20 protein-coding genes are annotated in these 25,567 nt (G+C 43.2%); 11 read left to right on the top strand and 9 right to left on the bottom strand.

The features are described 5' to 3' along the window. The first annotated feature begins 27 nt into the window (after positions 1–27). From Q0R52_RS02660 to Q0R52_RS02645, 4 genes are all read left to right on the top strand, one after another. A complete protein-coding gene (locus tag Q0R52_RS02660) occupies positions 28–726 on the top strand; it encodes a hypothetical protein (protein ID WP_295791847.1) in 699 nt (232 codons plus the stop codon). 20 nt (positions 727–746) lie between these two features. Next, positions 747–2,579 carry a hypothetical protein gene (locus tag Q0R52_RS02655; protein ID WP_295791845.1) on the top strand — a complete coding sequence of 611 codons (1,833 nt, stop codon included), beginning with the start codon at positions 747–749 and terminating at the stop codon, positions 2,577–2,579. Between the two features lie 153 nt (positions 2,580–2,732). After that, the gene (locus Q0R52_RS02650) at positions 2,733–3,866 is read left to right on the top strand and encodes a helix-turn-helix domain-containing protein (protein ID WP_295791844.1); all 1,134 of its coding nucleotides are present in this window, start codon (positions 2,733–2,735) and stop codon (positions 3,864–3,866) included. A 49-nt stretch (positions 3,867–3,915) separates the two neighbouring features. After that, on the top strand, positions 3,916–5,220 hold the full coding sequence (locus Q0R52_RS02645; protein WP_295791842.1) for an NAD(P)/FAD-dependent oxidoreductase: 1,305 nt from the start codon (positions 3,916–3,918) through the stop codon (positions 5,218–5,220). A gap of 6 nt (positions 5,221–5,226) precedes the next feature. Here Q0R52_RS02645 and Q0R52_RS02640 read toward each other — a convergent pair whose 3' ends face one another. The 4 genes from Q0R52_RS02640 to Q0R52_RS02625 all read right to left on the bottom strand — a co-directional run bounded on the left by Q0R52_RS02640 (position 5,227) and on the right by Q0R52_RS02625 (position 8,468). Continuing rightward, a complete protein-coding gene (locus Q0R52_RS02640; protein ID WP_295791840.1) occupies positions 5,227–5,583 on the bottom strand; it encodes a helix-turn-helix domain-containing protein in 357 nt (118 codons plus the stop codon). A 16-nt stretch (positions 5,584–5,599) separates the two neighbouring features. Further along, positions 5,600–5,920 carry a type II toxin-antitoxin system HigB family toxin gene (locus Q0R52_RS02635; RefSeq protein ID WP_252793118.1) on the bottom strand — a complete coding sequence of 107 codons (321 nt, stop codon included), beginning with the start codon at positions 5,918–5,920 and terminating at the stop codon, positions 5,600–5,602. 104 nt (positions 5,921–6,024) lie between these two features. Continuing rightward, the gene (locus Q0R52_RS02630) at positions 6,025–7,227 is read right to left on the bottom strand and encodes a glycosyl hydrolase family 8 (protein WP_295791835.1); all 1,203 of its coding nucleotides are present in this window, start codon (positions 7,225–7,227) and stop codon (positions 6,025–6,027) included. Positions 7,228–7,448: 221 nt separating this feature from the next. Continuing rightward, positions 7,449–8,468 (bottom strand): LysR family transcriptional regulator, encoded by a 1,020-nt coding sequence (locus tag Q0R52_RS02625; RefSeq protein WP_295791832.1) that lies wholly within the window; start codon positions 8,466–8,468, stop codon positions 7,449–7,451. An 88-nt stretch (positions 8,469–8,556) separates the two neighbouring features. Between Q0R52_RS02625 and Q0R52_RS02620 the strand changes: the two genes are divergently transcribed. From Q0R52_RS02620 to Q0R52_RS02610, 3 genes are read left to right on the top strand one after another with little or no spacing between them, the layout of a single operon-like run. After that, the gene (locus tag Q0R52_RS02620) at positions 8,557–9,957 is read left to right on the top strand and encodes a TolC family protein (RefSeq protein ID WP_295791830.1); all 1,401 of its coding nucleotides are present in this window, start codon (positions 8,557–8,559) and stop codon (positions 9,955–9,957) included. 15 nt (positions 9,958–9,972) lie between these two features. Next, positions 9,973–13,230: an efflux RND transporter permease subunit gene (locus Q0R52_RS02615; protein ID WP_295791828.1), complete on the top strand. Its 3,258-nt coding sequence runs from the start codon at positions 9,973–9,975 to the stop codon at positions 13,228–13,230. A gap of 16 nt (positions 13,231–13,246) precedes the next feature. After that, positions 13,247–14,335: an efflux RND transporter periplasmic adaptor subunit gene (locus Q0R52_RS02610; RefSeq protein ID WP_295791826.1), complete on the top strand. Its 1,089-nt coding sequence runs from the start codon at positions 13,247–13,249 to the stop codon at positions 14,333–14,335. Positions 14,336–14,428: 93 nt separating this feature from the next. On the opposite strand, the gene recO is transcribed toward Q0R52_RS02610, so the two are convergent. Both recO and Q0R52_RS02600 read right to left on the bottom strand, forming a co-directional pair. Continuing rightward, positions 14,429–15,154: a DNA repair protein RecO gene (recO, locus tag Q0R52_RS02605; RefSeq protein WP_295791824.1), complete on the bottom strand. Its 726-nt coding sequence runs from the start codon at positions 15,152–15,154 to the stop codon at positions 14,429–14,431. Then, entirely contained in the window at positions 15,144–15,512 is a 369-nt protein-coding gene (locus Q0R52_RS02600) for a diacylglycerol kinase family protein (protein WP_295791822.1), read from the bottom strand. The genes recO and Q0R52_RS02600 overlap by 11 nt, the downstream gene beginning before the upstream one ends. A gap of 126 nt (positions 15,513–15,638) precedes the next feature. On the opposite strand from Q0R52_RS02600, the gene Q0R52_RS02595 reads away from it, so the two are divergent. The 3 genes from Q0R52_RS02595 (at position 15,639) to Q0R52_RS02585 (ending at position 20,505) form a co-directional block, all read left to right on the top strand. After that, positions 15,639–17,963 (top strand): MMPL family transporter, encoded by a 2,325-nt coding sequence (locus Q0R52_RS02595; RefSeq protein ID WP_295791820.1) that lies wholly within the window; start codon positions 15,639–15,641, stop codon positions 17,961–17,963. Positions 17,964–18,047: 84 nt separating this feature from the next. Beyond that, positions 18,048–18,824 (top strand): SDR family oxidoreductase, encoded by a 777-nt coding sequence (locus Q0R52_RS02590; RefSeq protein WP_295791819.1) that lies wholly within the window; start codon positions 18,048–18,050, stop codon positions 18,822–18,824. Positions 18,825–18,936: 112 nt separating this feature from the next. Further along, complete coding sequence (locus tag Q0R52_RS02585; protein ID WP_295791818.1) at positions 18,937–20,505, top strand: DUF3943 domain-containing protein; 1,569 nt, start codon at positions 18,937–18,939, stop codon at positions 20,503–20,505. Positions 20,506–20,620: 115 nt separating this feature from the next. Here the strand turns inward: Q0R52_RS02585 and Q0R52_RS02580 are convergent, their stop codons facing one another. Beyond that, complete coding sequence (locus tag Q0R52_RS02580) at positions 20,621–21,436, bottom strand: phytanoyl-CoA dioxygenase family protein (protein WP_295791817.1); 816 nt, start codon at positions 21,434–21,436, stop codon at positions 20,621–20,623. A 126-nt stretch (positions 21,437–21,562) separates the two neighbouring features. On the opposite strand from Q0R52_RS02580, the gene Q0R52_RS02575 reads away from it, so the two are divergent. After that, positions 21,563–22,459, top strand: coding sequence for an AraC family transcriptional regulator (locus Q0R52_RS02575; RefSeq protein ID WP_295791816.1), 897 nt, complete (start codon positions 21,563–21,565; stop codon positions 22,457–22,459). 252 nt (positions 22,460–22,711) lie between these two features. Here Q0R52_RS02575 and Q0R52_RS02570 read toward each other — a convergent pair whose 3' ends face one another. Together Q0R52_RS02570 and Q0R52_RS02565 are read right to left on the bottom strand one after the other, a co-directional pair. After that, positions 22,712–23,275 carry a dihydrofolate reductase family protein gene (locus Q0R52_RS02570; RefSeq protein WP_295791815.1) on the bottom strand — a complete coding sequence of 188 codons (564 nt, stop codon included), beginning with the start codon at positions 23,273–23,275 and terminating at the stop codon, positions 22,712–22,714. Positions 23,276–23,864: 589 nt separating this feature from the next. Beyond that, entirely contained in the window at positions 23,865–25,436 is a 1,572-nt protein-coding gene (locus Q0R52_RS02565; RefSeq protein WP_295791813.1) for an alpha-amylase family glycosyl hydrolase, read from the bottom strand. Between the last annotated feature and the right edge of the window lie 131 nt (positions 25,437–25,567).

The following is a 25,567-nucleotide window of genomic DNA, read 5'->3' as shown; positions in this document are numbered from 1 at the left end:
AGTCAGACCAGTGCTAAACCATCACAAGTGAAAAAACAGATTTTAACGTTTTGTGTAATTGCCTTTGCATATTTTAGTTGCTCCAAAGAGCACATATCGATCCAAAAATCATCTTATAATATTTCCATCAAAGCCGTCGGCAATGATGCTGCTACAGATTCCTCCTCGTCGTGGGCACAGGTGTTAGGCGGCAACGCGACAATTACTTTCGATGCGAAATACCCAAGCGATACGATGACCGTATCGTCAGTAACCCATACTATTGATTTAGGTAAATTGTCAACCTATCAATGGAAATTGTTTGCAGGTAAATACGATATAACCCTTGCCACAGCTGATGACGCCGTGGTTTCGCCCTATGTTAGGTTTAGCGCCAGTAAAACAGGAGTTGACATCAACACCGATGGTGTTATTGGGATGGACGTAGACGCCAGCGATGGGGTGATAACGATTAAAAGGACTTTGCTGGATACAACAGTTAGCCCGACATTTAAGCCGACCGGTGCAGCGGTTGCTAACCTAAGTAACGCCAATGGTTATGCCTATTTGTATGTAAAGGGAAGCACCAGCGGCCAGTTGGTTTTTACCAGCACTGAAGGAGACGTTTACAAAGCGGATATAACGGTAGTTGCAAAAAGCCAGTTCGACGCTTCCCTTAAAACGAATTCGAAAGGACAAGTAGTTATTCAATCGTATCCCTTCCACCCAAAAACAAACGTTCAGTAAGACTGCTAACCTATCGCACAATGAAAAGATATTTATCATATATACCTGTTTTGCTATTGATATTGAACGGATGCAGCCCATCTGACAAAAAGCCGGACCCGGTTATTCCTGTAACGCCCGAAATAACTATTCAAAATATAACCTACCCTACTTTTACAAACAGTACCTGGACAAATGTAGTGGGCGGGTCAGTTATTATTCAGATTGATAATACCGATGCCGGTGGCACCGTATTGTCAACGATTAAAGACAGCACCGATGTAGCCAGTATTGTGAGCTATAGCAAAGTTGTTAAAAAAGGCACCTACAACATTACCCTCACATCAAAAAACCAGACTGCGGTTGCTGATACATTTATCCGCTTTAATGCAAAGCTGACGGGCTACAGTGTGGAGAATAAACAGGCGGTTTCATTTATTGCTACTACTACTGACGGTTTGATAACCATAAGCCAGGGTTTCATCCAGCCCAATTTAACCCCGGTATTTAAGGCGCAGCCCGATGGGAAAGAGTATAAAATGGGCATAAAAAACGGTTTTTACTACCTCTATGTGAAAGACGGCGCGAAGGGCGACATTATTTTTAAGGAGGCCACCACAGGTCAGTCGGTTGTTAAAAATCTTACTATTGCGGCGTTAAGCCAATACAATGTGGCGGTTACGACACAATCAGGCTCACTGCAGGTTACTTTTGCACCGTTTAACTATGTAAATGTTTCAGCCGAGACAACTACGTTGGTAAATGTTAATGTTAACCCTGACGACTATTATTTTAACCATAGCAGCAGCGCTTATTTTGTAGCTACCGATGAGAACGGCAGCATACTTGGACAAGCTAAATATGTGCTGGGTACAACTAAATTTAAGCTGGTATCGGCAACGCCTTACCTGGGCAGCCGTTTAAATGTATTTGTGATAATCAATCCTCTCGATAACACAAAACCCAATATTACAGGTTATTTGCAGGTAAAAAAGGGGAGTACCTACAATAGCTTTTATTCCGTTTTGCCCCAGCAGACAAAAGTGCCGATAAAGCCGTATATAAAAAATACATCCGGTTTCGACCAGCTTCTAATAAGCACTAATGCGTATGGAGTGATAGCCTCTTCGATTGCTGATTCAGTTAATTTTCAACCGGATGTTTTTATAGATAATGGCGAAAAATTATACGTTCAGCTTTTAAAAAACAACAAGTACACTTACAATTTCTTTGACGTCCCATTGGGAACCGCTGGTATTAATGTTGATGTCAGTAAAGTTACCAAGATACCGGCCGAAAAAACGCTGGCAGGGCCTGTGAGCGATATTGCCCTACAATTGTATGCCAAAAACGACATCGTCCATTTCGATTCTTATTTGCTTGATGTTCAGCAAACACACACAGGTAGTTTAACACTTAGGTATCCTAAAGAGCCTTTTAAGGAATATGAACTATATTCCTACTATTTAAAGTCGGGATTTGAATATGAAGAGGTATCAACAGGGCCTTCTATTCCCGATGCGGTGCCGACCTTTGATGCCACGTTCAATGTTTCGGGGACAAGCTTAAGTAATTTTGTTCCTTCATTTTCCGGAACATTCGACTATTACCATGCTTCATTTGAAAATACAACTGGTACCGATTTAAAGGTGGAGCTTTATTCGCCGTCGGCAGGTAACTATACCAAGGTGAAATTGCCATCGTTCAACAAGTTCCTAGGTGTAACGGGTTTGCGTTTGGCCGATCAGAAGCTGATTAGTTTCGGGCTTGTTCAATACCAGGGCTTTGACGAAAAAGTATTTAATTATAAACCCGCTAATGCCATAAGGAGCGCGCCTGATTTTAATGCCAAGTCTGTTCGTAAAGTTTATTGAGTAAGCCAGAGATTTTACACAGAATTAATAATTGAAGAACTACGTCAATACAAAATAATATTTTCTCATATCGTGCGGTTGAATTGCAGGCAAATTAAAGCGCAGGTGCGGCAAAAAGGTATACATTTGTAATACCGTACCCCTTATTTAGCTATGTATTTTAACTTGTGGTCGATATTATTGATTGCCTTCCTGTCGCAGTGTGTATTTCTTTTGGTATCATTAATTATAAGACCCTCAGCCAATCAAAATGCAAGGCAATTGCTGATGCTGTTATTGGTGGTTATCTTTTGTGTGCAATTCGGCAACTTTTGCGAGGCAACGTATCTCTATCGAAAATGGCATGGCATAACCAACCTTGGCCGGGGCATGCTGCTGCTGCAGGGCCCGGTGCTTTACTTGTACACTTTATCGGTTATATCGGCAGATTTTAAATTCAGGTACACGCACTTGTTGCATTTTTTGCCCTACTTTTTGGCGCTGGCAGTAATTTGGCGACAGGAAAACCCGGTAGATGATCGTATTTTGGTACTAACTATCGATGCTGTAATGGAAGGCAAAAGCCACATGGACTGGAAAACCTCCATGTGGTTTGTTACTTATTTCGTGCACCTCACGGTTTACTTTCTGCTGATAAGGCGCTTTATGCTGCAGTCAGTCAAAAGTCCGGCAGAACAGTTTCAATTCCCGATTGAGCAAAGGTTGCGCTGGCTTAAAAAGCTAACCATTACCTATAGTTTAGTTGCGCTTGTTTTCCTGGGCATAATCTTTTATATCAGCATAACCGGTCTTTACACAGTATACGGCAATTTTATTTATGCCATGGCTTTAGGTGGATTGATTTATACCATAGCTTTCCAGGCATTGCCAGATTGGCACACTTTAAAGCCAGGTTTCGATAAGAAATATAAATCCATCAATATAAAACAGCAAACCGAGGAAGAGCTGCTGAACAGGATATTGTATTTTTTTGAGCAAGAAAAGATATTTATGAACCCCGATTTGCGGATAGATATGCTGGCCAAAAAAACTGATGCGAAGTCCAACGTTGTTTCAAAAATTATCAATAAACGCCTGGACAAAACTTTCAGCGAGGCAGTTAATTACTATAGGATTGAGGAAGTAAAAAAACGGTTGGACGACCCCAAATTCGACCATCATTCTATTTTTGGTATCGCTATGGATGTGGGTTTTACCAGTAAATCGGCCTTTAACGAAACGTTTAAAAAATTGAATGGGATAACGCCATCACAATATGTGAAGTTGGGGCAGTGGGCGAGGTGGTGAGATGTTTTTTGCTAAAACAAAATATCCTTTACCACACTTAATAATAACAATGCAAAACACTCATATCCTCATCGTTGGCGCAGGTGCAACAGGCTTAATGGCTGCCCGCATTTTAGCAAAAGCCGGCAAAAAAGTAACTGTACTTGAGGCCCGCAGCCGTTGTGGTGGCCGCATCCATACCCTTAACCACGAACTGTTTTTTAAAAATACTGAGCTGGGCGCAGAGTTTGTGCACGGCGATTTGCCTGTTACGCTCGACCTATTAAATGAGGCTGATATCCCGTATCATTCAGCAAATGCTGAAATGTGGCATTACAGTAACGGCAAATTCAGCCAGGAAGGTGAATTTAGGGGCTGGGATAAAGTAGTTGAAAAACTGGGCGGGCTAAAGAGTGATATCAGCATAAAAGATTTCCTGGAAAAAGAATTTCCGGGCGATGCAAATGAAGAATTGAGAACAGCGGTAACGGGTTTTGTATCTGGCTATGATACCGCCGACCCGGCAAAAGCCAGTTCGTTCGCTTTGCGGGAAGAGTGGGAAAATGAAGATTTTGAGGCCCAGCACCGGGTTAAAGGCGGTTATGGTGTAATGATAAAATACCTGGAGGACGAGTGCAAAACGCATGGCGCCGAAATATGCCTGAACTCGATAGTAAAAGAAATTCACTGGCAGCCGGGAAAAGTTAAAGTAATAACCAGCGATGAGACCGAATATGAAGCATCACAAATATTGATCGCGTTGCCTTTGGGTGTTTTACAAGCTGATAAAAATGAACAAGGTGCGATAACATTTGTCCCCGAAATCAAAAAGCAGCAAGATGCTATAAACGCTATGGGCTTTGGTTCAATAATAAAAGTATTGCTTGAGTTTGATACACCTTTTTGGGAGGATAAGGCAACTGAAGACCTGGTTGGGGTCAGCTTAAAGGATATGGGTTTTGTGTTATCAAACGAGGCAATACCGACCTGGTGGACACAAGCGCCCCAACTTAGCCCCGTTTTAACCGGTTGGCTGGGTGGTTTGCCTGCTGCCGCAAAGAAAGATGCGTCGGACGAAGAAATATTGCAACTTTCCCTCAAATCTATCGCCAATATTTTTAAACGGGATATTAATGAACTGAATGATAAACTCGTAGCCTTCAATATCGCCAACTGGACTGCTGACCCATTTACCCGCGGTAGCTATGCCTACGATACAGTTGGAACCCCGGATGCCAGGAAAGTATTGAATGAACCCGTTGAAAACACCATTTTTTTTGCCGGAGAATATTTGTACGAAGGCCCGGCGATGGGAACCGTTGAGGCTGCTCTGAAAAGTGGGTTATATGTTGCGGATGGAACGATGGAGCATTAAACCTATTTAATATTCTCTCACCAAAGTTTCTAACGGAATGTTTAATTCATGATAAAGTTTCCTCACCATCCCCAGGTTTAATTTTCTATTCTTTTTAAATATGTCGCTTACGCGGCTTTTGAAACCTAATATTTGGGCAAGGTCTTTATTTGTCAAACCTTGCTGTTCCATCCTGTATTTAATGGCTTCAATTGGGTTCGGTACATCTATAACAAAGTGTCTATCTTCATACTCTTTAATTAAGAGTGCAAGTACATCTGCCTCATCGCTTTCCGCAGACCCATTTTTAGCCTGAAAGATTTCTTCAAATCTTTCTAACGACTTCTCGTAGTCTTTTTTTGTTTTAACTATTTTGAGTTGCATAATCCGTTAATTACTCCTAATTCTTCTTTTTAAGTTTAAATAAATCAATAGTAGTTGGGTCTATTTTGTCGTATTCTGCGTGTGTTCCAATAAATTTGATAAAAATCCATCCCTTTTGATAATTTACTTCAGCAATCAATCGGTAATCATTATAATTGATTCCAAATATCACCCGGTCATTTTTTATTGTCCTTGACGTATTGAAATCTTTAGTAATGTCCCCGGGTTTCCTCCATGATTTTGTTTTAACATCATGGTACCAGTTTTCCAATGTCTCTTTGCAATCAGTGTGTTTTTCGTAAAATGAAACCAATGAACTACGATTGTAAATGTTCATCTCATAATATCGTTTAAACAAATATACACAAAGTAACCAATTTGGTTACTTTTATTTTCTCAAAAACCTATCAGTAGGGCTATGAATAATTAGCTTGAGGCCGCCTAATAATTCCCAGATACAATTATCATATCCATCAGCTTTATGCTGTTGTCGTAATAATCGTAATCCTTAAGTTTAAAAGCTACCAAATAATCCCATACCTTGTTTAGCCAAAGCTGGTTTTTACTATCCACCATAGCCGAAACAGCAAATGGCGCCACGAAGCTTAGTGCCTCAAAATACCGGTGTTTGATATCGTTACCTGCTAACGTATAACCGGCGGACAGATTGTAGGTGTCATTATTAGTTGTACTCCTGATCCATCGGTTTATTTTATCGGCGATGTGTTTGGCGCGTTTGTCGCCGGTTAGGAGGTAGTCGGTACCTATGCGCCATGGGTCGCGGCAGGCGTTGTAGTTGTAAAGGCCATCATAGGGTGATTCTAAAAAGTTTGGCAGGGCGGGTTTTGGTTTTTTATTTAGGTTGACGATGAAATCGGGTATCAACCCGGCATCCGGGCTGTATCTATCCTCCAACGCTGTAAAAAGTTTATAACCAGCATTCACAACTTTGTCCCAGCGCGCATCACCGGTTGCATCTTTAAAAGCCTTAAAGTGCGCAGGCATAAAATCAGACGAGCGGGTTGCAAAATAATCCTTGCTCTCTGCTTCTATACCATCGCTCAACAAAACCGACCAGGTTTGATGATTGATTTCGTACTGCATAATTGCGTTAATCATAGCTTTTGCCTCGGCCAGATAATTTATTTTGCCTTTGCTGCCCCATTGTTTATTTGCCAATAAAAGTGAATAGGCAATATCAATATCGCCGTCGCTTGCAGACGTGTTATCCGTACTTTTGCCACTACTATATTGCGCCCAGGCCATTAAATGTTTGCTTTTACCGGTTGGATGTGCTTTAACATAGTAAAACAAATTATCGTAAGTGATCTTAGCACCGGCATCGTAACCAGCCATCAACGCCACGATAATCATCCCGTAACCTTGCCCTTCGGAAACACATTGCTTTTTGTCTTTATTCTCGAACCAGACAAAATCTTCAGCTTTACCCGGTGTGTGTTTGATGAAGCGGGCTTTCCATTGAGTGTAAAATGTTTTTACCGTATTATCCAATTGGCTTTGGGTGATATGGTTTGGCTTGATTGTGCCACGGAAATATTTTTGATGTAGGGGGAATGGTTTTGCGGGGGATTGGGCGAAGAGGGAAGTGGAATAAAGAAGAAATATTATCGCAAGTTTTTTCATCAATTCAATTCTTAAATATCCTACATCGTCATTGCGAGGAACGAAGCAACCTCTGCACATGCAAATCAGCGGAGCAATAATATTGTGGAGACCTATCAACTGCATTTAGGTTCCCACAAACATTGTGTACTTTGAATGTCCTATATAGTCCGCCAGCTGGCGGATCGTTCCTCGCAATGACGACCTTGATATTTTTGCAACTAACCTCTGATCTCCAATCCCTAATACTGATAATTCCTGATATCCTGTATCCTATTAACCGTCATCGCGTCAATCAAAACTCCGGCATGTTTTTTAATGGCATGCTCGTTTACTATTTGCTTCTTTTCGGTTTCTTCCACGTCCATATCAGCGCCTGAGAAATACAGCTTAAGGCATTCCAGAAAATTCTGAATGGCCGGTGTTTGCTTGCAGGTAGCCGCAAACCAGGCGCGGCGGGCCACGCTGTGGTGCAAAGGCTTCACAACTATATTGCGGCCCGCAAGGTATGGTTCAACAATCCAATCGGCCATAACGGTGATGCCAAGGCCTGCATTAACCATTTCGATGGTTGCATCGGTATAATGGATGCGGTGCAGCGTTTTAGGCTTTACATGCTGGCTCTGTATCAGCGATTCTATTATCGGTGTGTCCTGGTACGACGGATCGTATAGCGGCAATATTAGTTCCTCACCATGAAAATCTGCAATCTCGATGACCTCCTTTTTCGCTAAATGGTGGTCGCCACAAATAACGGCCACCAACCTGTCCTCAAAAATAGGTTCATAACGTATTTTGGTATTCACCATCTGGGTACGGATAATACCGATATCGAGGTCGCCGTTCATCAGGTATTCAAGCGGCCGGCGGGTGGCATCACTTAATATCTGGATGTTGATGTCCGGCCATTGTTTCTTGTAATACTTTATAATGCCGGGCAGCCAATGGTAGGCCGTATAACATTGCATGCTGATGCTCAGGTTGCCGGTTTTTCCGTTTTTATAATTATTAATGTCTTCTTCCAGCGACTTAATTTCGGCCAGAATTTTTTCAGATGTACGCAAAAAACGGTGCCCCTGGTCGGTTAAGTGCAGCCTTTTACCCTGGCGGCTAAATATCTCAACTTCAAGCTCTTTTTCTAATTCCTTTAACTGGTGGCTTAACGCGGACTGTGTTAAATGTAAAGTGTTTGCCGCTTTGGTTAAGGTTCCGTCTTTTGAAATAGTATCTATCAATCGAAAATGGTGAAGAGCTATATTCATTATTAATAATATTAATGATTGTCACAAAATTAATTCATTTTTTTCATATAGATTCGAGTTATACTTTTGTCGTGTCAATTTTACACAGATGTTAAACACCTTGTCAAAATATTTCACCCTTGGTTTTTTGAGTGTTTTCATTTTTTCGGAAGCGCAAGCCCAAAAAGTACTAACCATTAAAGATGCCGAACAACTGGCGCTGGCAAACTATGGTACAATAAAGGCAAAAGCAAACCAGCTTAATGCATCAAAAGCATTCCTTACTGAAACCAAAGCCGAGCAACTGCCCGACGTAAATTTGTCTGCCCAGCGGGATTACGGTACCGTGAACGGCCAAAACGGCCCCTTATATGGTTTCCGTGGTTTTAGCGTGGCGTCATCGGGCCCGGCGTTGCAGCATCAAAACTGGAACGCAGCTTTTGGCGCACTTTACCTAGCCAATGTGAGCTGGGATTTCTTTTCTTTCGGAAAAGCGAAAGAGAAAGTTAAAGTACAGCGTTCAGCAGTGTCGCGTGATGAAAGCGACTTAGTACAGGAACAGTTTCAACACGAAATACGTGTGGCCGGCACCTATTTAAATCTGCTTGCAGCACAACAGCTAAGCAAGGCGCAGCAGGATAACCTTAACCGGGCTATCGAGCTGCAAAAAGTAGTTGTTGCCCGGGTAAAAAATGGATTGAATGCAGGAGTTGATTCATCGCAGGCCAACGCCGAGGTATCAAACGCGCGCATTGCGCTTACCAATACGCAGCAAACCGAGCAGGAGCAAAGTAACCTGCTGGCACAATACCTTGGCGTACCACCACAGGATTTTGTGCTCGACAGCGCCTTCGTTACCAAAGCCCCCGCCAATGCCGACCCACAATCGCAAGTGACTAATGAAAACCACCCGCTGTTACAGTTTTATCAAAACCGCGTTAATGTAAGCAATGAACTGGCTAAATATTATAACACCTTTAGCTACCCAACGTTTAGCTTTTTCGGAACTTACCAGGGACGTGGTTCGGGTTTTAAGTGGGATTATGGAACCAATCAAAGCGACTACACCGGCAGCTATGGCGCAGGGGTGGAGCCTACACGCTCAAACTATTTGGTTGGTGTAGGTATGATCTGGAATATAACCAACCCTTTCCGGGTGCATTACCAGGTCAAATCGCAGCAATATACATCGGCGCAATATAAAGATGAGTACGATTTGGTGAGTAAACAGCTAAGTGCACAATTGGTACTGGCCGAAACCCGTATTAGTAATGCCCTGAAAAATTATCATGAGGTGCCTGAAGAAGTGCGGGCAGCAACTGACGCCTATCACCAGAAATTAACGCTGTATAAAAACGGGCTGTCGAACATAGTCGACTTTACACAGGCGCTTTACGTTTTAAACCGGGCCGAGGTTGATAACTACATAGCCCGCAACAACGTATGGCAGGCTGTATTATACAAAGCCGCCGCAACCGGCGATTTCGGGATCTTTATAAATAACTTTTAATATAAAAGAGTAATAATGGGAATGATAAAAGGCGCGCTGCAAAAACCAATAACTATACTGGTGATAGTGGCCGGGTTGTTTTTCTTTGGTATAAACGCTGTTCGCAATATTAAGATCGATATTTTTCCGGACTTAAACCTGCCGGTAATTTATGTATCGCACCCTTACGGTGGCTTTACACCCAACCAAATGGAGTCGTACTTCGGTAAGCAGTATGTTAACCTGTTGCTGTTTGTGTCGGGTGTGAAAAGCATCGAAACAAAAAATATACAAGGACTTACCCTTATAAAAGTAACTTTTTACGAAGGCACAAACATGGCTCAGGCCGCCGCCGAGGTGACCAGTTATACCAATCGTGCGCAAACTGGCTTTCCGCAAGGCTCGCAACCGCCGTTTATTTTAAGGTTTGATGCGTCTACACTCCCGGTAGGTCAACTGGTATTAAGCAGCCCTACCCGAACTAACAACGAACTGCTTGATTTTGCGGGAGTTTATGTGCGCTCGCAGTTTACCACCGTTCCCGGACTGGTTGCGCCGGCCCCGTTCGGCGGTAACCAGCGTACCATAGTTATAAAAATCGATCCTCAATTACTGCGCTCACACAATTTAACGCCCGACCAGATTGTACAGGCTTTGCGTGACAATAACCAGAATACCCCAGCTGGTAACGTACGTATGGGCGATTTAAACTACCTTACTCCAGCCAACACCACAATTAAAAAAGTTGAAGATTTCGGGAATATTCCGCTATTTAAAAATGGCGTGCAAACAGTTTTTATGCACGATGTGGCGACGGTTGAAGACGGCGCTGATATTACCACAGGCTATGCATTAATAAACGGCAAACGCTCGGTTTATCTACCTATCACCAAAGCTGCATCCGCCTCAACCTGGGACGTGGTACAAAACCTGAAAAAGGCAATTCCGCGTTTTCAATCCCTGCTGCCGCCTGATGTGAAGCTTACCTTTGTATTCGACCAATCGGTATATGTTATAAACGCTGTGAAAAGTTTGGCCGAAGAGGGCGCAATTGGTGCGGTGCTAACCGGTTTAATGGTGCTGCTGTTTTTGGGCGACAGAAGGGGTGCACTGATTGTGATACTAACCATCCCAACCTGTGTTATCTCCAGTATATTCTTTCTTTACCTGTTCCATCAAACCATAAATATCATGACACTGAGCGGGCTTTCGCTTGCCATCGGTATTTTGGTGGATGAGTCGACGGTTACCATAGAGAATATTCACCAGCATTTTGACATGGGCAAGCCAAAGGCCTTGGCCATTTGGGATGCGTGTAAGGAGATTGCCTTCCCAAAATTGCTGATCCTGTTTTGTATCCTGGCCGTTTTTGCGCCTGCGTTTACAATGAGCGGTATACCCGGGGCCTTATTCCTGCCGCTGTCGCTGGCTATCGGCTTTTCAATGATTGTATCATACCTGTTGGCGCAAACATTTGTGCCGATAATGGCCAATTGGGTAATGAAAAATACCCACGAGGATAAAAGCCACGCCGATGGCTTTGCGCTGGAAGACGAGGGTGAACCATGGGAGCAAAAGGAACTGGCGATAAAAAATGCAACTGCAGGCAATGGTCACAAACTCACCCGTTTCGACAAATTCAGGTTACGCTACCTGCGTTTTATGGACAGGATGATGCCTAACCGCAAAATTATTGTTCTCGGTTATGTTGTTGTTGCGTTTGGGCTGGCGTTTTTATTATTTAGTTTGATTGGGCACGATGTGTTGCCTAAAGTTAACTCGGGCACTTTCCAGGTGAGACTGCGAGGCGCCGACGGTACCCGGCTGGAACGTACAGAGGCAAGCACCATTAAAGCGCTGAAGGTTTTACAAAACCTGGTGGGAAAGCAAAATATCGAGATAACATCCACGATGGTGGGTTCGCACCCTTCATCTTTCTCAACAAACCCCATTTACTTGTTTATGGCTGGCCCGCAGGAGGCGGTAATGCAGGTTAGCCTTGTGGAAGATTATAAAGAAAACCTTGACGATTTGAAGGAACGCTTCCGTAAGGCTATGAAAAAGGAGCTGCCGGAAATTAAAATATCGTTTGAGCCTATTGAACTTACCGATAAGATTTTGAGCCAGGGATCGCCTACGCCAATCGAGATTGCGTTGACCGGCAAAAACAAAAAACAAAACGTTGAATATGCCAAAAAGGTAATAACAAAACTTGGCGAAATTGATTATCTGCGCGATGTACAAATAGCTCAATCCTATAAATACCCCTCCATTTCGGTAAACATCGACCGTGTACGTGCTGCCGAATTGGGTGTAAGCTTGAACGAAATATCGCGAACCTTAACGGCCTCAACCTCATCGTCGCGATTTACCGAAAAGAACAACTGGATTGATGAAAAGGCTGGTCTAAGCTATTTGGTGCAGGTACAGATCCCCGAATTTCAAATGGCCAGTATCGACGATATTCGCGAAATTCCAATTCTGAGCGGCCAGTCGCGCCCGGTGTTGGGTGATGTTGCCGATTTTAAGGTTGACACTACCTACGGTGAAAACGACAACATTGGTTCTGTGCCAACATTGTCGGTAACTGCCAATATCCACAAAAAAGATTTAGGTACTGCCACCAACGATGTAAATAAGGCTATTAAAGAATTAGGCAAACCACCGCGCGGACTAAGTATAGAACTACGCGGTCTTACACAAACATTAACCGAAACGTTAGACAGCCTGCAAACAGGCTTATTGGTGGCCATTATCGTAATATTCCTGATGCTGGCGGCTAATTTCCAGTCGTTTAAAATGTCGCTGGTAGTTTTGTCAACGGTGCCTGCGGTATTGTTCGGCTCGTTGCTGCTGGTAAAATTAACCGGGGCAACGTTAAACCTGCAATCGTATATGGGGATGATTATGTCGGTAGGCGTATCCATATCAAACGCTGTGTTGCTAATAACTAATGCCGAGGAATTGCGGAAACACAATGGCGACGCGCTCAAATCGGCCCGTGAGGCCTCTGCGCTACGTATACGGCCTATATTAATGACCAGTTTGGCGATGATTGTAGGTATGATACCGATGGCTTCGGGCCTGGGTGAGGGTGGAGACCAGACTTCGCCGCTGGGCCGCGCCGTAATAGGCGGGCTGCTGGCATCAACCTTTGCTGCGTTACTGATACTGCCGCTTGTATTTGCCTGGGTACAGGGCAATGCCTCAACCGATTCTGTTTCGTTAGATCCTGAAGATAAAGAAAGTAAATTTTATGTCCCTTTGCACCATCATGAACATTCAACAAAATAAATCAAAACTTGCCTTATTGGCACTTTTTATATGCGCAGGTTTGCTGTCGTCATGCGGCCCCGATAAAAAGCAGCAGGCGGAACAGGCCGAAGCCATGCAGCAGGAAGACGCTGTTGAAACCCCGACTGTTAAACTTATCCCGGTTGAAAGGGGCATGTTAAGCTCAACCATTGCTGTTCCCGGAGAGTTGTTGCCTTACCAACAGGTTGATCTTTATGCAAAGGTAAACAGCTACGTTAAAAAGCTGCAGGTTGATATAGGCTCGCAAGTGCATACCGGGCAATTGCTGGCTTCCTTGGAGGCCCCCGAAATAAACTCGCAGCTGGCCGGCGCACAATCGCGTATCAAACAGCAGGAGGCCATTTATTATGCCAGTAAAGCCACTTACGACCGTTTGCTGAATACCAGCAAAACACCCGGTACTGTATCGCAAAACGATTTGGAACAAGCTGAAGCCAAGAAAAACTCTGACCTGGCTAATGTGGAAGCCGCTAAATCGGCCTATAAAGAGGTTGGCGCAAGTGTTGCATATCTGGAGATACGGGCGCCGTTTGATGGCATCATCACCGCCCGCAATGTAAATTTGGGCGCCTATGTAGGCCCGGGCGGCAAAGGCACCGACCCGCTTTTTGTTTTGCAGGATCAGACAAGGTTACGCCTGGTGGTATCGGTACCTGAAAGGTATACTGGCGGCTTAACCAATAAAAACGAAGTTACTTTTACTATACAGGCACTCCATAACCAAAAATTTACAGCCAAAATACAACGCCTGGCTGGTGCGCTGGACGAAAAGTTACGCTCCGAACGTTTGGAAATGGATGTGTACAACAAAAATAAAAAACTATTACCCCACATGTTCGCCGAAGTAAATGTTCCGCTACCGTCAAGAGACAGTACCATTATCCTGCCAAAAACAGCGGTAGCTACTTCAACAGAAAGAGTATTTGTAGTACGGGTAACCAACCATAAAGCCGAATGGGTGGATGTGAAGAAAGGCCTCGAAGCCGATGGCAAAATTGAAGTTTATGGCAACATTAAACCCGGCGACCAAGTGGTGCTGCATGCATCAGACGAGATAAGGGATGGCTCGACGGTGAAGTATTAATAGATTTACGAATTTAGATTTACGAATTACGATTTTTAGAAGACTAGCAATAGAACAAATCTAAAAGCGTAATTCGTAAATCGTAATTCAACCCTATCCCAGCACCTCTTCCAGTACCTCGTGCGATTTTATATTCCCAAATCCCTCAATGTGCAGGGCATAATAGTCAAGCAATTTATTGATGAGGTATCGGCGCTCGTCGTTGTTTAGTTTTATACCGGCAATATTTTCAAAGGTGCCTTGCAGCAACATGGTAAAGTTTTGCGTATGGGGTGGTGAAAGGTATAAAACGCTGTCAGGCTTAAAGCGGCTGAATGTCCCGTTTTTTAGATCGAAATAGTCGGCCTCGCCTGCCAGGTAGCGGTCCGGGTAAAAGCCGAGGTAACGGGTAAGGCGTACTAAAAATAGCAAGTGAAAGTTGGCAATTCCATCGGTCTGGTGGTCCAGCCATTCAATCGCACTAAAAACAAAATCAAACATATTTTCGTCTGCCGATTGTTGTTTAACCGCCTTATACAATATCTCGTTTAGAAACATGGCCAGGCTGCTTTTTATCACATCGTAAGGTATAGACTGCAGCTGCGGCGAGTTTTTAACCTCTTTTATACGCTGTACATTGCCGGTTTCTTTATGATAAACTACCATATCAAGCAGGTGCAGCGGCTGCAGCATATTTCGTGCTATTTTTGCTTTTGGCTTTTTAGCCCCATTTACAATGTACGACTGTAGCCCGAATTTTTCGGTAAATACCTGTACCACTACGCTGCTTTCGCCATAGTCGGTAGTTTTAAACACTATGCCGCGGGTTTTATGCAGCATGGTTAAAAAGCAGTAATATTTTAGGGAGGAAGATGATTAACCCGGTTACCAGGGCAAAGGTTGCCGCAATTACTACTGCCCCGGCGGCCATATCTTTTACACGGCCGGCCTTTTCGTTAAAACCTGGCGAAACCAGGTCAACCAGCGTTTCAATCATGGTGTTAAATATCTCGGTAACCAGTACTATGGTGACGCAAAGCATTACCCATTGCCATTCGCCCGAACTGATATGAAGGATGAAGCCTGCAATTGTTGCTAACACCGTCGCCACCAAATGGATGCGGAAATTTAGCTGGCTTGTGGTTGCATAAGCCACTCCTTTAAATGCATAACCAAAGCTACGTATTAGTTTTTTCATGTCACGTTCTTATCTATTCTCAAATTTCCGATTCCCCAAATCATCAAAGTTTCACATCTTCAAATTCAAACTACAAATCTGCACATAATCTCGTAGTTTTGCCCACCTGAAAATCATCAGTGAATAATGACCTGGAAAAAACTTGCTGACTTCATCCTGAAAAATCGATTGGCCGTATTGGTCGTCGTTATATTGGGCTGCCTTTTTATGGGCTACCATGCAAGTAAGGTACGCATAACTTTCAACGGCGGCAAAGTGTTGCCGGTGACCGACTCAGCCTATATCCGCTATAACCAGTTTAAAAAGCTTTTTGGCCAAGACGCAACTTCGATGGTGATGGGCTTTCAATCGCCAAAGATATTTGATAAAGATGTTTATAACGACTGGCACAAAATAGCCAATGATATTAAAGCAATAGAAGGCATTAACGGCGTTATTTCGGTGGGTAATGTGTTCGATGTGGTAAAGGATACTGTTCAGCATAAATATGTTCTGAAGCCTTTATCTCCGGCGTTAATTACTACTGATGAAGGAGCAGATAGCGTTAAACAGAAATTCCTTTCGCTGCCGTTTTATAAAGGGCTTGTGTTGAGCGAGGACGGCCGGTCGACTTTAATGGCCATAAGTTTCGATGGCAAAATAATCAACACCCCTAAGCGTGTCCCTATTTTGAAAGCGATTTTAAAAGCGGGGCAGCAATTTGAACAAAAGCATAATATACAGGTACATTATTCAGGCTTGCCGTTGATACGTACTGTCGCCGGCGATTTAATAAAGAACGAATTTGTGTTGTTCCTGGGCCTATCACTGCTGATTACGATAAGTATCCTTGTGCTGATATTCCGCTCGTTTTATGCGGTGTTTTTTCCGGTGGTAGTGGTTTTGTTGGGTGTAACCTGTAGTTTAGGTACGCTGGTGCTTATGCATTATGAAATTACCATCCTGACCGGCATAATGCCCTCGCTGGTGGTAATTATCGGTATACCTAACAGTATCTTTATCCTTAATAAATATTACTACGAATACAACCACACCGGTAATAAAATGCAAGCCCTGCACACTACTATTGCAAAGGCCGGTGTTACCACGTTTGTGGCAAATATTACCACTGCTATAGGTTTTGGCGTGCTTTGCTTTACCAATAGCGAATTGCTGGTGCAATTTGGCATGGTGGCGTCGGCAAGCGTAATGGTAACATTTATATTAAGCATTATACTGGTGCCTATTATTTTCAGCTACCTGCCAAACCCTAAAGAGCGCCAAAGTAAAATAAAGGATCGCCCGGTAATTCAGGGCCTTTTAAACAAGCTGGACTATGTAGTTCATAACCACCGCAAAGCAATTTACGGTGTAACTGTAGTGTTGATACTTGTTTGTATTTTTGGGATAACCCTAATAAACGTTAATAGCTACGTGGTTGACGATTTGCCTAAAAGCAACAACACGGTAAAAGATCTGCGCTTTTTTGAGGCCAATTTTAAAGGTGTTTTACCGCTTGAGGTGAGTATTGATACCAAACGCAAAAATGGGGTATTGAACAATGCTGTGATCCGCAAGGTTGAAAGGCTGGAAAAGTTGATATCATCAAAGCCCGAGTTTAGCCGTTCGTTATCATTAACACAGGGTTTGAAGTTTTTAACCCAGTCGTTTTATGGCGGCAACCCCAACTATTACCGCTTACCCAGCGGCCTCGAGCAGGGGTTTATATTAAGCTACGCCGGTAACTCTGGCAAAAGTAATGACATGCTGAAAACCTATTTGGACAGCACCCGTCAATATACCCGCGTAACTTTCGAAATGGTTGATATCGGCTCAAAGAAGATGAATGTTGTGTTAAAGGATCTTCAGCCAGGCATCGACTCCATATTCAATCCTAAAAAATACCATGTCGAACTTACTGGTTCGAGCATTATATTTATAAAGGGCGCCAACTATATGGTTAAAAACCTGTACGAGAGCCTTGCCCTGGCTATTCTTTTAATTGCAGGAGTGATGTGGGTGTTGTTCAGGGGGATAAAAATGATAGCTATATCGTTATTGCCAAACTTAATACCGCTGGTTATTACCGCAGGTTTAATGGGTTTTTTCGGTATCCCTTTAAAGCCATCAAGCATCCTGATTTTTAGCATTGCCATGGGTATATCTTCTGATCAGACGATTTATTTTATCACCCGCTACAGACAGGAGTTGAGAAGCACCAACAAAAGCATATCGGCCATTGTATCTGATACCATCCGCGAAACCGGCATCAGCATGATTTATATTGCTATTATTTTATTCTTTGGCTTTGGCGTATTTGCGGCATCTACCTTTGGCGGAACCCAGGCTATCGGTATCCTGATTTCGATAACTTTATTCGTATCGATGATCAGTAACCTTACCCTGCTGCCTGCATTTTTGCTCAGTATGGAGAAGAGGACGGCTAAGTCCGAAAGTCGGAAAAGTCAGTAAAGCCCGAAAGAAAGAGCCTCCTGCAAGTAGTTTTGAATTTATAACGTTTCAACTTTACAACGTTCAAACCTTACAACAACAAAAATGAATTTAAACCTCACCAACAAAGTCGCCATTGTGCTTGCTGCCAGCAAAGGCTTGGGCAAGGCAATAGCAACTTCTTTATCTGCCGAAGGAGCGAAGATTATCATTGGCTCGCGTGATGAAAATGAGCTGGCTAAAACGGCCGCTGAAATACACGGAATAACCGGCGGCGAAGTTATCGCTATGCCTGTTGATGTTTCGAATGGAGAAGCTGTTGAAGAGTTTATTGCACAGGCTGCCGCCAAATTTGGCCGGATAGATATTTTGTTGAATAATGCGGGTGGCCCGCCTTTTAATAAATTTGAGAATTTTGACGACGATGCATGGCAAAAAGCTTTTGAGCTTAACCTGCTTAGCTTTGCCCGCACCAGCAGGCTGGTATTGCCACATATGCAGAAAACAGGCAGTGGACGCATTATAAATATCATCAGCGGCTCGGTAAAGGCGGTATTGGCAAGTTCGGTGCTTTCAACAGCTATGCGCATGGGTGTTGTGGGTATGGCAAAATTAATGGCTGATGAATTTGGCCCGTACAACATCACGGTAAACAATGTTGCGCCTGGTATGATATTAACAGATCGGCTAAAACATACTATTCCGCAAGGCATCGACCCCGAACAGGCTCTTGCTGAAAAAGCTAAAAATATTCCGCTTGGCCGTATTGGTAAACCCGAAGAACTGGCAGCGCTGGTTACTTTCCTTGCCTCTGAACAGGCTGCTTACATTAGCGGTACTACCATTCAGGTTGACGGCGGGGCAAGCCGCGGAATATTTTAGAATAATTATTTGTTAACTTGTATGGAAAATATCGTACGGTTAACGATTTGTTAACAAGTAAAACAGTTTGATATTATAATAGTTATAGATATGACAGTATACTGTCATATCTATGAAGACACTTTACATTCTACCCCCTAAAGCACCGGTTTTTATTTTAGGCCTGTTGCTTTCCTTTTGCACTGGTGCGTTGGCCCAGGTAACGCCTATTGACACCATTAAGCCCGGCAAAGGCGACCCCAAAGAGCAATTAAAACAGATTAAAGCTGCCAAAGTAAACCAGCTTTCCGACTCTGCCGCCACCCAACCAAAGAAAAGTCCCTTAATTGATACCACCGTGCGTAACAAATATGGCGATTTATTAAATGATGATATTAAATTTAACCCCAAGTATCCTTTTTGGAAACCGGCGATTGAAGTTTTGGGCATCAACGTGTTTACCAACGGTCTCGACCGCGCTCTGGGCGAAGATTTCTCGCATGTCGGCCCCTCAACCTGGAACTATAATTTTAATAAAGGATGGGAATGGGATGCGGACCGCTTTGGTATTAACTTTATTGGCCACCCTTACACCGGGTCGATGTATTTTAATGCCGCAAGGTCGCAGGGATATGGATATTTCCAATCAATACCTTATGGTATTGGTGGCAGTTTAATGTGGGAATATTTTGGTGAGACAACGCGCCCCTCATACAACGACCTCATCAACACCACATTAAACGGCGCACTTTTAGGCGAAATGTTTTACCGGCTGAGCTCCAATATTTTGGACGATCGCACCCGAGGCGGTAACAGGGTGTTTCGCGAAATTGCCGCCGGGTTAGTTGACCCGGTGAGAGGCTTAAACCGGTTATTACAGGGAAAGTCCTTCAGGCATACCAACACCGAAGTTTATCAAAAGGAACCGCTTAACATCACCATATTTTCGGGTGTGCACAAAATAAACGATCAGAATAGCACTGTATTTGGCACAGGGCCAACGGAGATATTGCTGAATGTTCAACTTGATTACGGTAATCCGTTCGAAGACATCTACCGCAAACCTTTCGATTTTTTCCGCCTGCGTACCGAATTTAGCTTTGGCTCGGGCCGTAAATTTCTGGATAATTTGACGGGCTATGGTATTTTAGTTGGTAATAATACCAACATTGGCAAGCTATCGGTAATGTATGGCGCTTTCCAGTATGATGATTACTGGGATAATAAAACCTTTGAGTTAGGCGCCCTTGGTGTTGGCGGCGGCGTGTTTACAAAATACCCTATCAGTAAAAATGTGATGCTTTACACCAACGCCCACTTTGCGCTTGTGCCTTTAGCCGGCAATAGCACCCGTTTTGGTCCCGACACTTCTCAGGTTAGAGACTACACTTATAACGATGGAATTGAAGCCAAGGTAGAGAGCACTATTAACTTTGGTAAATATGCAAGCGTATCGATGGTATACTACTACTTTTTAATGCATACCTACTACGGTGCGCCGGGCAATAACTACATCAGCATATTAAAGCCCCGGGTTACGTTTAGGATAGCTGAGAACCTCAGCCTTGGCTTTGAACACTTTATTTATTACGACGACAGGTATTTAAAGGCACTGGCGCCAATACATTCGGCACGCACAGAACAAAAAGTATTCCTTTCCTGGTTTTTGGAAGACCCGCAGCGTAAAGGGAGATATAATTAAAAAAAGAATCAGGAAGTTAAGAATCAAGAGCCAAGATCCAAGAAGCAAGAGCTAAGACTAAAACAATACAGTCGTTTATCTTGATTCTTGACCTCTTGATTCTTGACTCTATTCCCTATAGTAGCTTCGGGTTCAGCTCCGAATCAATCTCTGAGCCAATGGGCACACCCATCAGCCACTTTTCATGATCGTTTTTTTGCCAGTTGTTTTTGTGAGGTGTCACACGGGCGCCGTCGGCTACGTAAATAATGGTCATAACCTCGCGCATTTTGTTTGAATTATTGCCGTTGGCATGATGCATGGTAAATCCACGGTGCCAGGTAGCATCTCCGGCCTTCATGGTATTGGCGCGGCTTATCGGGAACTTGTGTTCTGTCACATAATCGGCAAAAGCACTCTCCGATTCATCCGAAATCTCGTAGTTAAAAATAGATCCTTCGGTATATGAGCCCGACGCAAAAGTAAGCATGCCCATATCAACATCAATATCAACCAGCGGCATCCACATGGTTATGGTATTAAAGGTGTCTATTGGCCAATAGTATTGATCCTGGTGCCATGGGGTTGGGCCGCCACCCGGTTCTTTAAAAAGGGCTTGGTCGTGGTAAATTCGTACATTTTCCACCCCCATCAGGTCAGCAGCAATTTTCGCCATCCGTTTGGCTAACACAAACCTGCGCGTATCTTCATCATTTTGCCACAGGTTCATGATCTGCAAAAATGCTTTGCCATAGGTATCGCGGTCTTCCAGTTTACGTTTTTCTGTATTATAACGGTCGGCTGCACCTACTATAACTGGGCGGTACACGGCAATTTCTTCTTCAGAAAGTACACCCGTTACAAGTGTGTGTCCCTTTTTCCGGAATTCATCAATATTGTCTTGGGGTACTGTCTTAATATCGTCGAGCGATGGCAATGTTATGGTACTCATTGTGGCAAATTGGTTTATTCTCAAAGTAAATTATACTTTTTTCTGAAAAAAATGGTTTAAATGGAATAATAATGGATTATTTTATCCGTACATTTAATCTATCATAATAAATTATTAAAATATACTATGATAAAGGCTTCGTACGAGATACTGCAGCCGGCAAACGGCCAGTCGTTCCTCTTCCGGAAGTTCGATAGTGTTGGCTTTGATGCGCCGTATCACTTTCATCCCGAGTACGAACTCACTTACATTCTTGAAGGCACGGGCAAACGCTACGTTGGCAGCCACATGCAAAACTTTACCGCCGGCGATTTAGTGCTCTTAGGCCCCAATCTGCCCCATTGCTGGAAACTGGAGCACGGCAACCACACAGAAAACAAGGGAAGCGCTATTGTAATTCAATTTGACGGTGCTTTTTTAGGTGATGATTTTTTCGATAAGAATGAATTGCAGCACATCAAACGCCTCTTTCAAAAAAGTGGTAGCGGCATCAGTTTTCATGGTGATACCCAAAAAATTGTCAGCCAAAGCCTGTTGGCATTAAGTGATGAACAAAATGCCTTCAAATTGCTGATAGGCCTGCTGGAAGCTTTGCAACGATTAGCGCAATCGTCTGAATATGTCCAGCTTGACCAAAACCAGGTGATAGGTGAGCGTACACTCGCCGAGCAGGAACGTATTAACCCCGTATTTGCCTATTTGGTTGAAAACTTCAGGCAGCAGGTATCATTAGACGCCGCAGCCGGCATTGCCAATATGACTACCAACGCATTCTGCAAATACTTTAAAAAAATTACCCGCAAAACCTTTATGGAAACCATAATTGAGTACCGCCTTAATTATGCTACACAACAATTAGTGCAAACCGATAAACCTATATCCGAAATTGCCTTTGAAAGCGGCTTTGGTGACGTATCGCACTTTTATAAAATGTTTAAGGTGAAAATGCACCTCAGCCCGCTTAATTACCGCAAAAAATTTATGCGAAGCTTCCACGAAACTGATGATAAGAGCGTAGCTTGAGGAGAGAAGCAAGAGTCAAGAAGGCAAGAATCAAGATAGCAAGAGTCAAGAATCAAGAAGTCAAGAATCAAGAAACTTATCGCATTAAGTTTGCTGTATTACACAATCGCTGCGTCTGTGACGCAATCGGGATAACCTTTTCTTAAGGTGTCGCCTGCAGAATTCATCTGGAGAAATAGGCTTCGCATCACCACTATAGTCTTTTTATCTTGGCTCTTGATTCTTGACTTCTTGATTCTCAACTTCTTGCCTCTATTTTTCATACATCAACGCCACAACGCCGCAGTTAAACGGTGTAGCTTTCACTAGTTTTAAATTGAGTTTTTCTGCAACATCTTTAAAAATAGCCATGCCACTGCCGATTATTGTTGGGTTGATGAACAATTGGTATTCATCAATCAAATTGTGCTTTATAAGGCTCGATGCAAAGCCTGCGCCGCCATAGGTAATAATGTCGCTGCCTTGCTGGTTTTTTAAATTGTTTACCTCTTCCACAATATCGCCTTTGGCAAGCACGGTGTTTTCCCATTTTGATTCTGTCATCGTTTTTGTGAAAACCACTTTGTGGGTATCGTACATCTTTTTGCCAAATGCATTACCCTCATCTTCCGGGTTTGCTGCTACATTTTTCCAGTGACCTACGAAACCTTCGGGCATGTGGCCGCCTAAAAGAATGGTATCGATAGGGTCGGTTATGGCATTAACGTAGGCTTTTATGTCATCGCCCCAGTTCCATGTCATCCAGTCCATTTCGCCGTTTGGGCCTGCAACAAAGCCATCGAGCGATAGTTGCATCTGTAATCTTAATTTTCTCATCGTAGTTTTTTGTTTGATTTTTATACTACAAATGTATGCCAGGTATTTAACCCATGCGGGGTGCGGGCACGACAATTACAAGGGGAAAAGAGGACAGGGCATCGTTGTATCGCTTGTATCGGTGTATTGAGCAATCTGGTGATACAGAACAATCAAACGGGTTGGATATAAATAATAGAAGGTTTGGGTATCATGCTTATGTTATATCGACCGATGCAGATAAGCTGGGCGTTGTTTTAATAAGCAGGTTGTATCGCGTGTATCGGTGTATTGAACAATATAGTGATACAGAACAATCAAGTAGTTAACTGTTATTTTCATTAAGAAATATATAGATTGTATTAAGTATAAAAGGGTTTATAATAATTATATATTAATAACTCTTTCTATTGATATAGCTATACTCCTTTGTTTGTATTGCTGTATCGCCAGTTGATTCACTACAGTGATACAAGCGATACAGCTGGTATTAATTATAAAAGCATTTATAATAATTATATATTGATAACTCTTTATATTGATATATCTCTTGTTTGTATTGCTGTATCACTGTGGCGTCCATTATACCGATACAAGCGATACAGTAAGATTAATCTGCCCACACTCCAACTCCATACGCCGGCAAACTCACCGCCATCGAACTGCTATTGCTAACCGGCATTACCTTACCATAAACTATCTTAAGCTTATTGCCCAACCCGCGAATGATGTTTGCAGTTACCGGTTTATCTGAAAGGTTAACTGCTACTATAAATTGTTTATTACCGGTATACCGCATAAAGCTGAATAAGTGCTCATTATCATTAGCCAGTGTTTTATAAGTTCCGGTTGAAATTACCGGGTTGGCCTTGCGGATGGCTATTATTTGACGATAAAAGTTCCACAGTGAATTAGGGGCGTTTTGCTCCTCTTCTAACGACACACCGTCATTGGGCTTATCACTGTTAAACGAGTCTTTATGCGGCCCTTTTTGTTTATACCAGTAAGCCATGCCCTTGCCCTGGTCGGTTTTATACCATTCAAAAGCTTCGCGGTCGGGCAGTTCATTAGCATCGGTTGCGCCGAATGTTGCGCTGTTACCCGTCATCCCTAATTCCTGACCGTAGTAAATGGATGGTACGCCACCCATCAGCAGGTTGAGTGCGGCGCCAATTTTTAGTTTGTCCACATCGCCTTTTACACCAAAACTGAAACGCGGCGTGTCGTGGTTCTCAATAAATACTATTTGCTGCTTATTTGCAGGCGTTGCCAAAAAGGTTGAGTCAGCATTTTCTGTCAGCATTTTTTTGCTGAAAGCCCGAATTGAATAAGCCAGCCGGAATGCAAATACCCTGTCGACACTACCGTGATCCAGGTAATCAAGCCCGAGGCTTAGCCACTGGGCCTGTTCGGCAATAATTTTTATTGTGGGGTTTACTACGCGTAACTTGTTTATCAGCGGGTTCCAAAAGGTATCAAACAAATGGGGCATCAGGTGTTTGCCGTCAAGATCGTCCATCATATGGTCAAGCCTGAAGCCATCCACGCCATCATCAAATTTGCCATCTCCGTTGGGATCCATCCAGTATTTAAAAAGCCCGTAATTGTAATCCAGTACTTTAGGGCTGTTTAGGTTTACGGTGGTTATTTTGCGGTAAACGCTGTCGTAACCCAGCAGGCCATTTACACCAAACACAATGCTGGTGGGTTTGGTATGCTCTTTATCGTCGTAAATAATATAGTCGCTGTATTTCGATGTGGGGTTGTTTATCCCATCCTTCCACCAAATATGGTCTTCGGTTACATACTGGGTTTCCATATCCATATAAAATTTCATGCCACGGTGGTGCAGGTCTTTTACCAGCGCCAGGTAATCGGCTAACGTCCCATACCGGGGATCTATCTTCTTAAAATCGCTCGAGAAATAGTTGTGATAAAACACCGACTCGTACAGCGGCGTAAGCAATACCGCTGTAACGCCCAGCTTTTGCAGGTAATCCAATTTTTGGTGTATCCCGTTAAGGTCGCCGTGTAAATCGCCATTACTGTCGTAAAAACTGCGTTGAAAAATGTGGTATATTATTTCTTCGTGGTTAACGGGTGGTTTCTTCTGAAACGCGCTGGCAGTACTGATAGTTAAAATGCTCAGCAACAGCGCGCTTATTAATGAATTAGCTTTCATTTAGGATGTTTATTGGCAAGGTGAAAGTAAATATCAGGCCCCGGTTAAACAATGCCGAACTTATTATAAAAATGGTAAATTTTATCATTAAAGGTTAAGATAGTTGTTGACAGACAGCGTAAATGATATGA

Origin of the sequence: Mucilaginibacter sp. (assembly GCF_025359345.1) — a bacterium.
Taxonomy (GTDB): domain Bacteria; phylum Bacteroidota; class Bacteroidia; order Sphingobacteriales; family Sphingobacteriaceae; genus Mucilaginibacter.
Note: the sequence above shows the minus strand (reverse complement) of the source record. Positions and strands in the feature narration are given on the sequence as shown.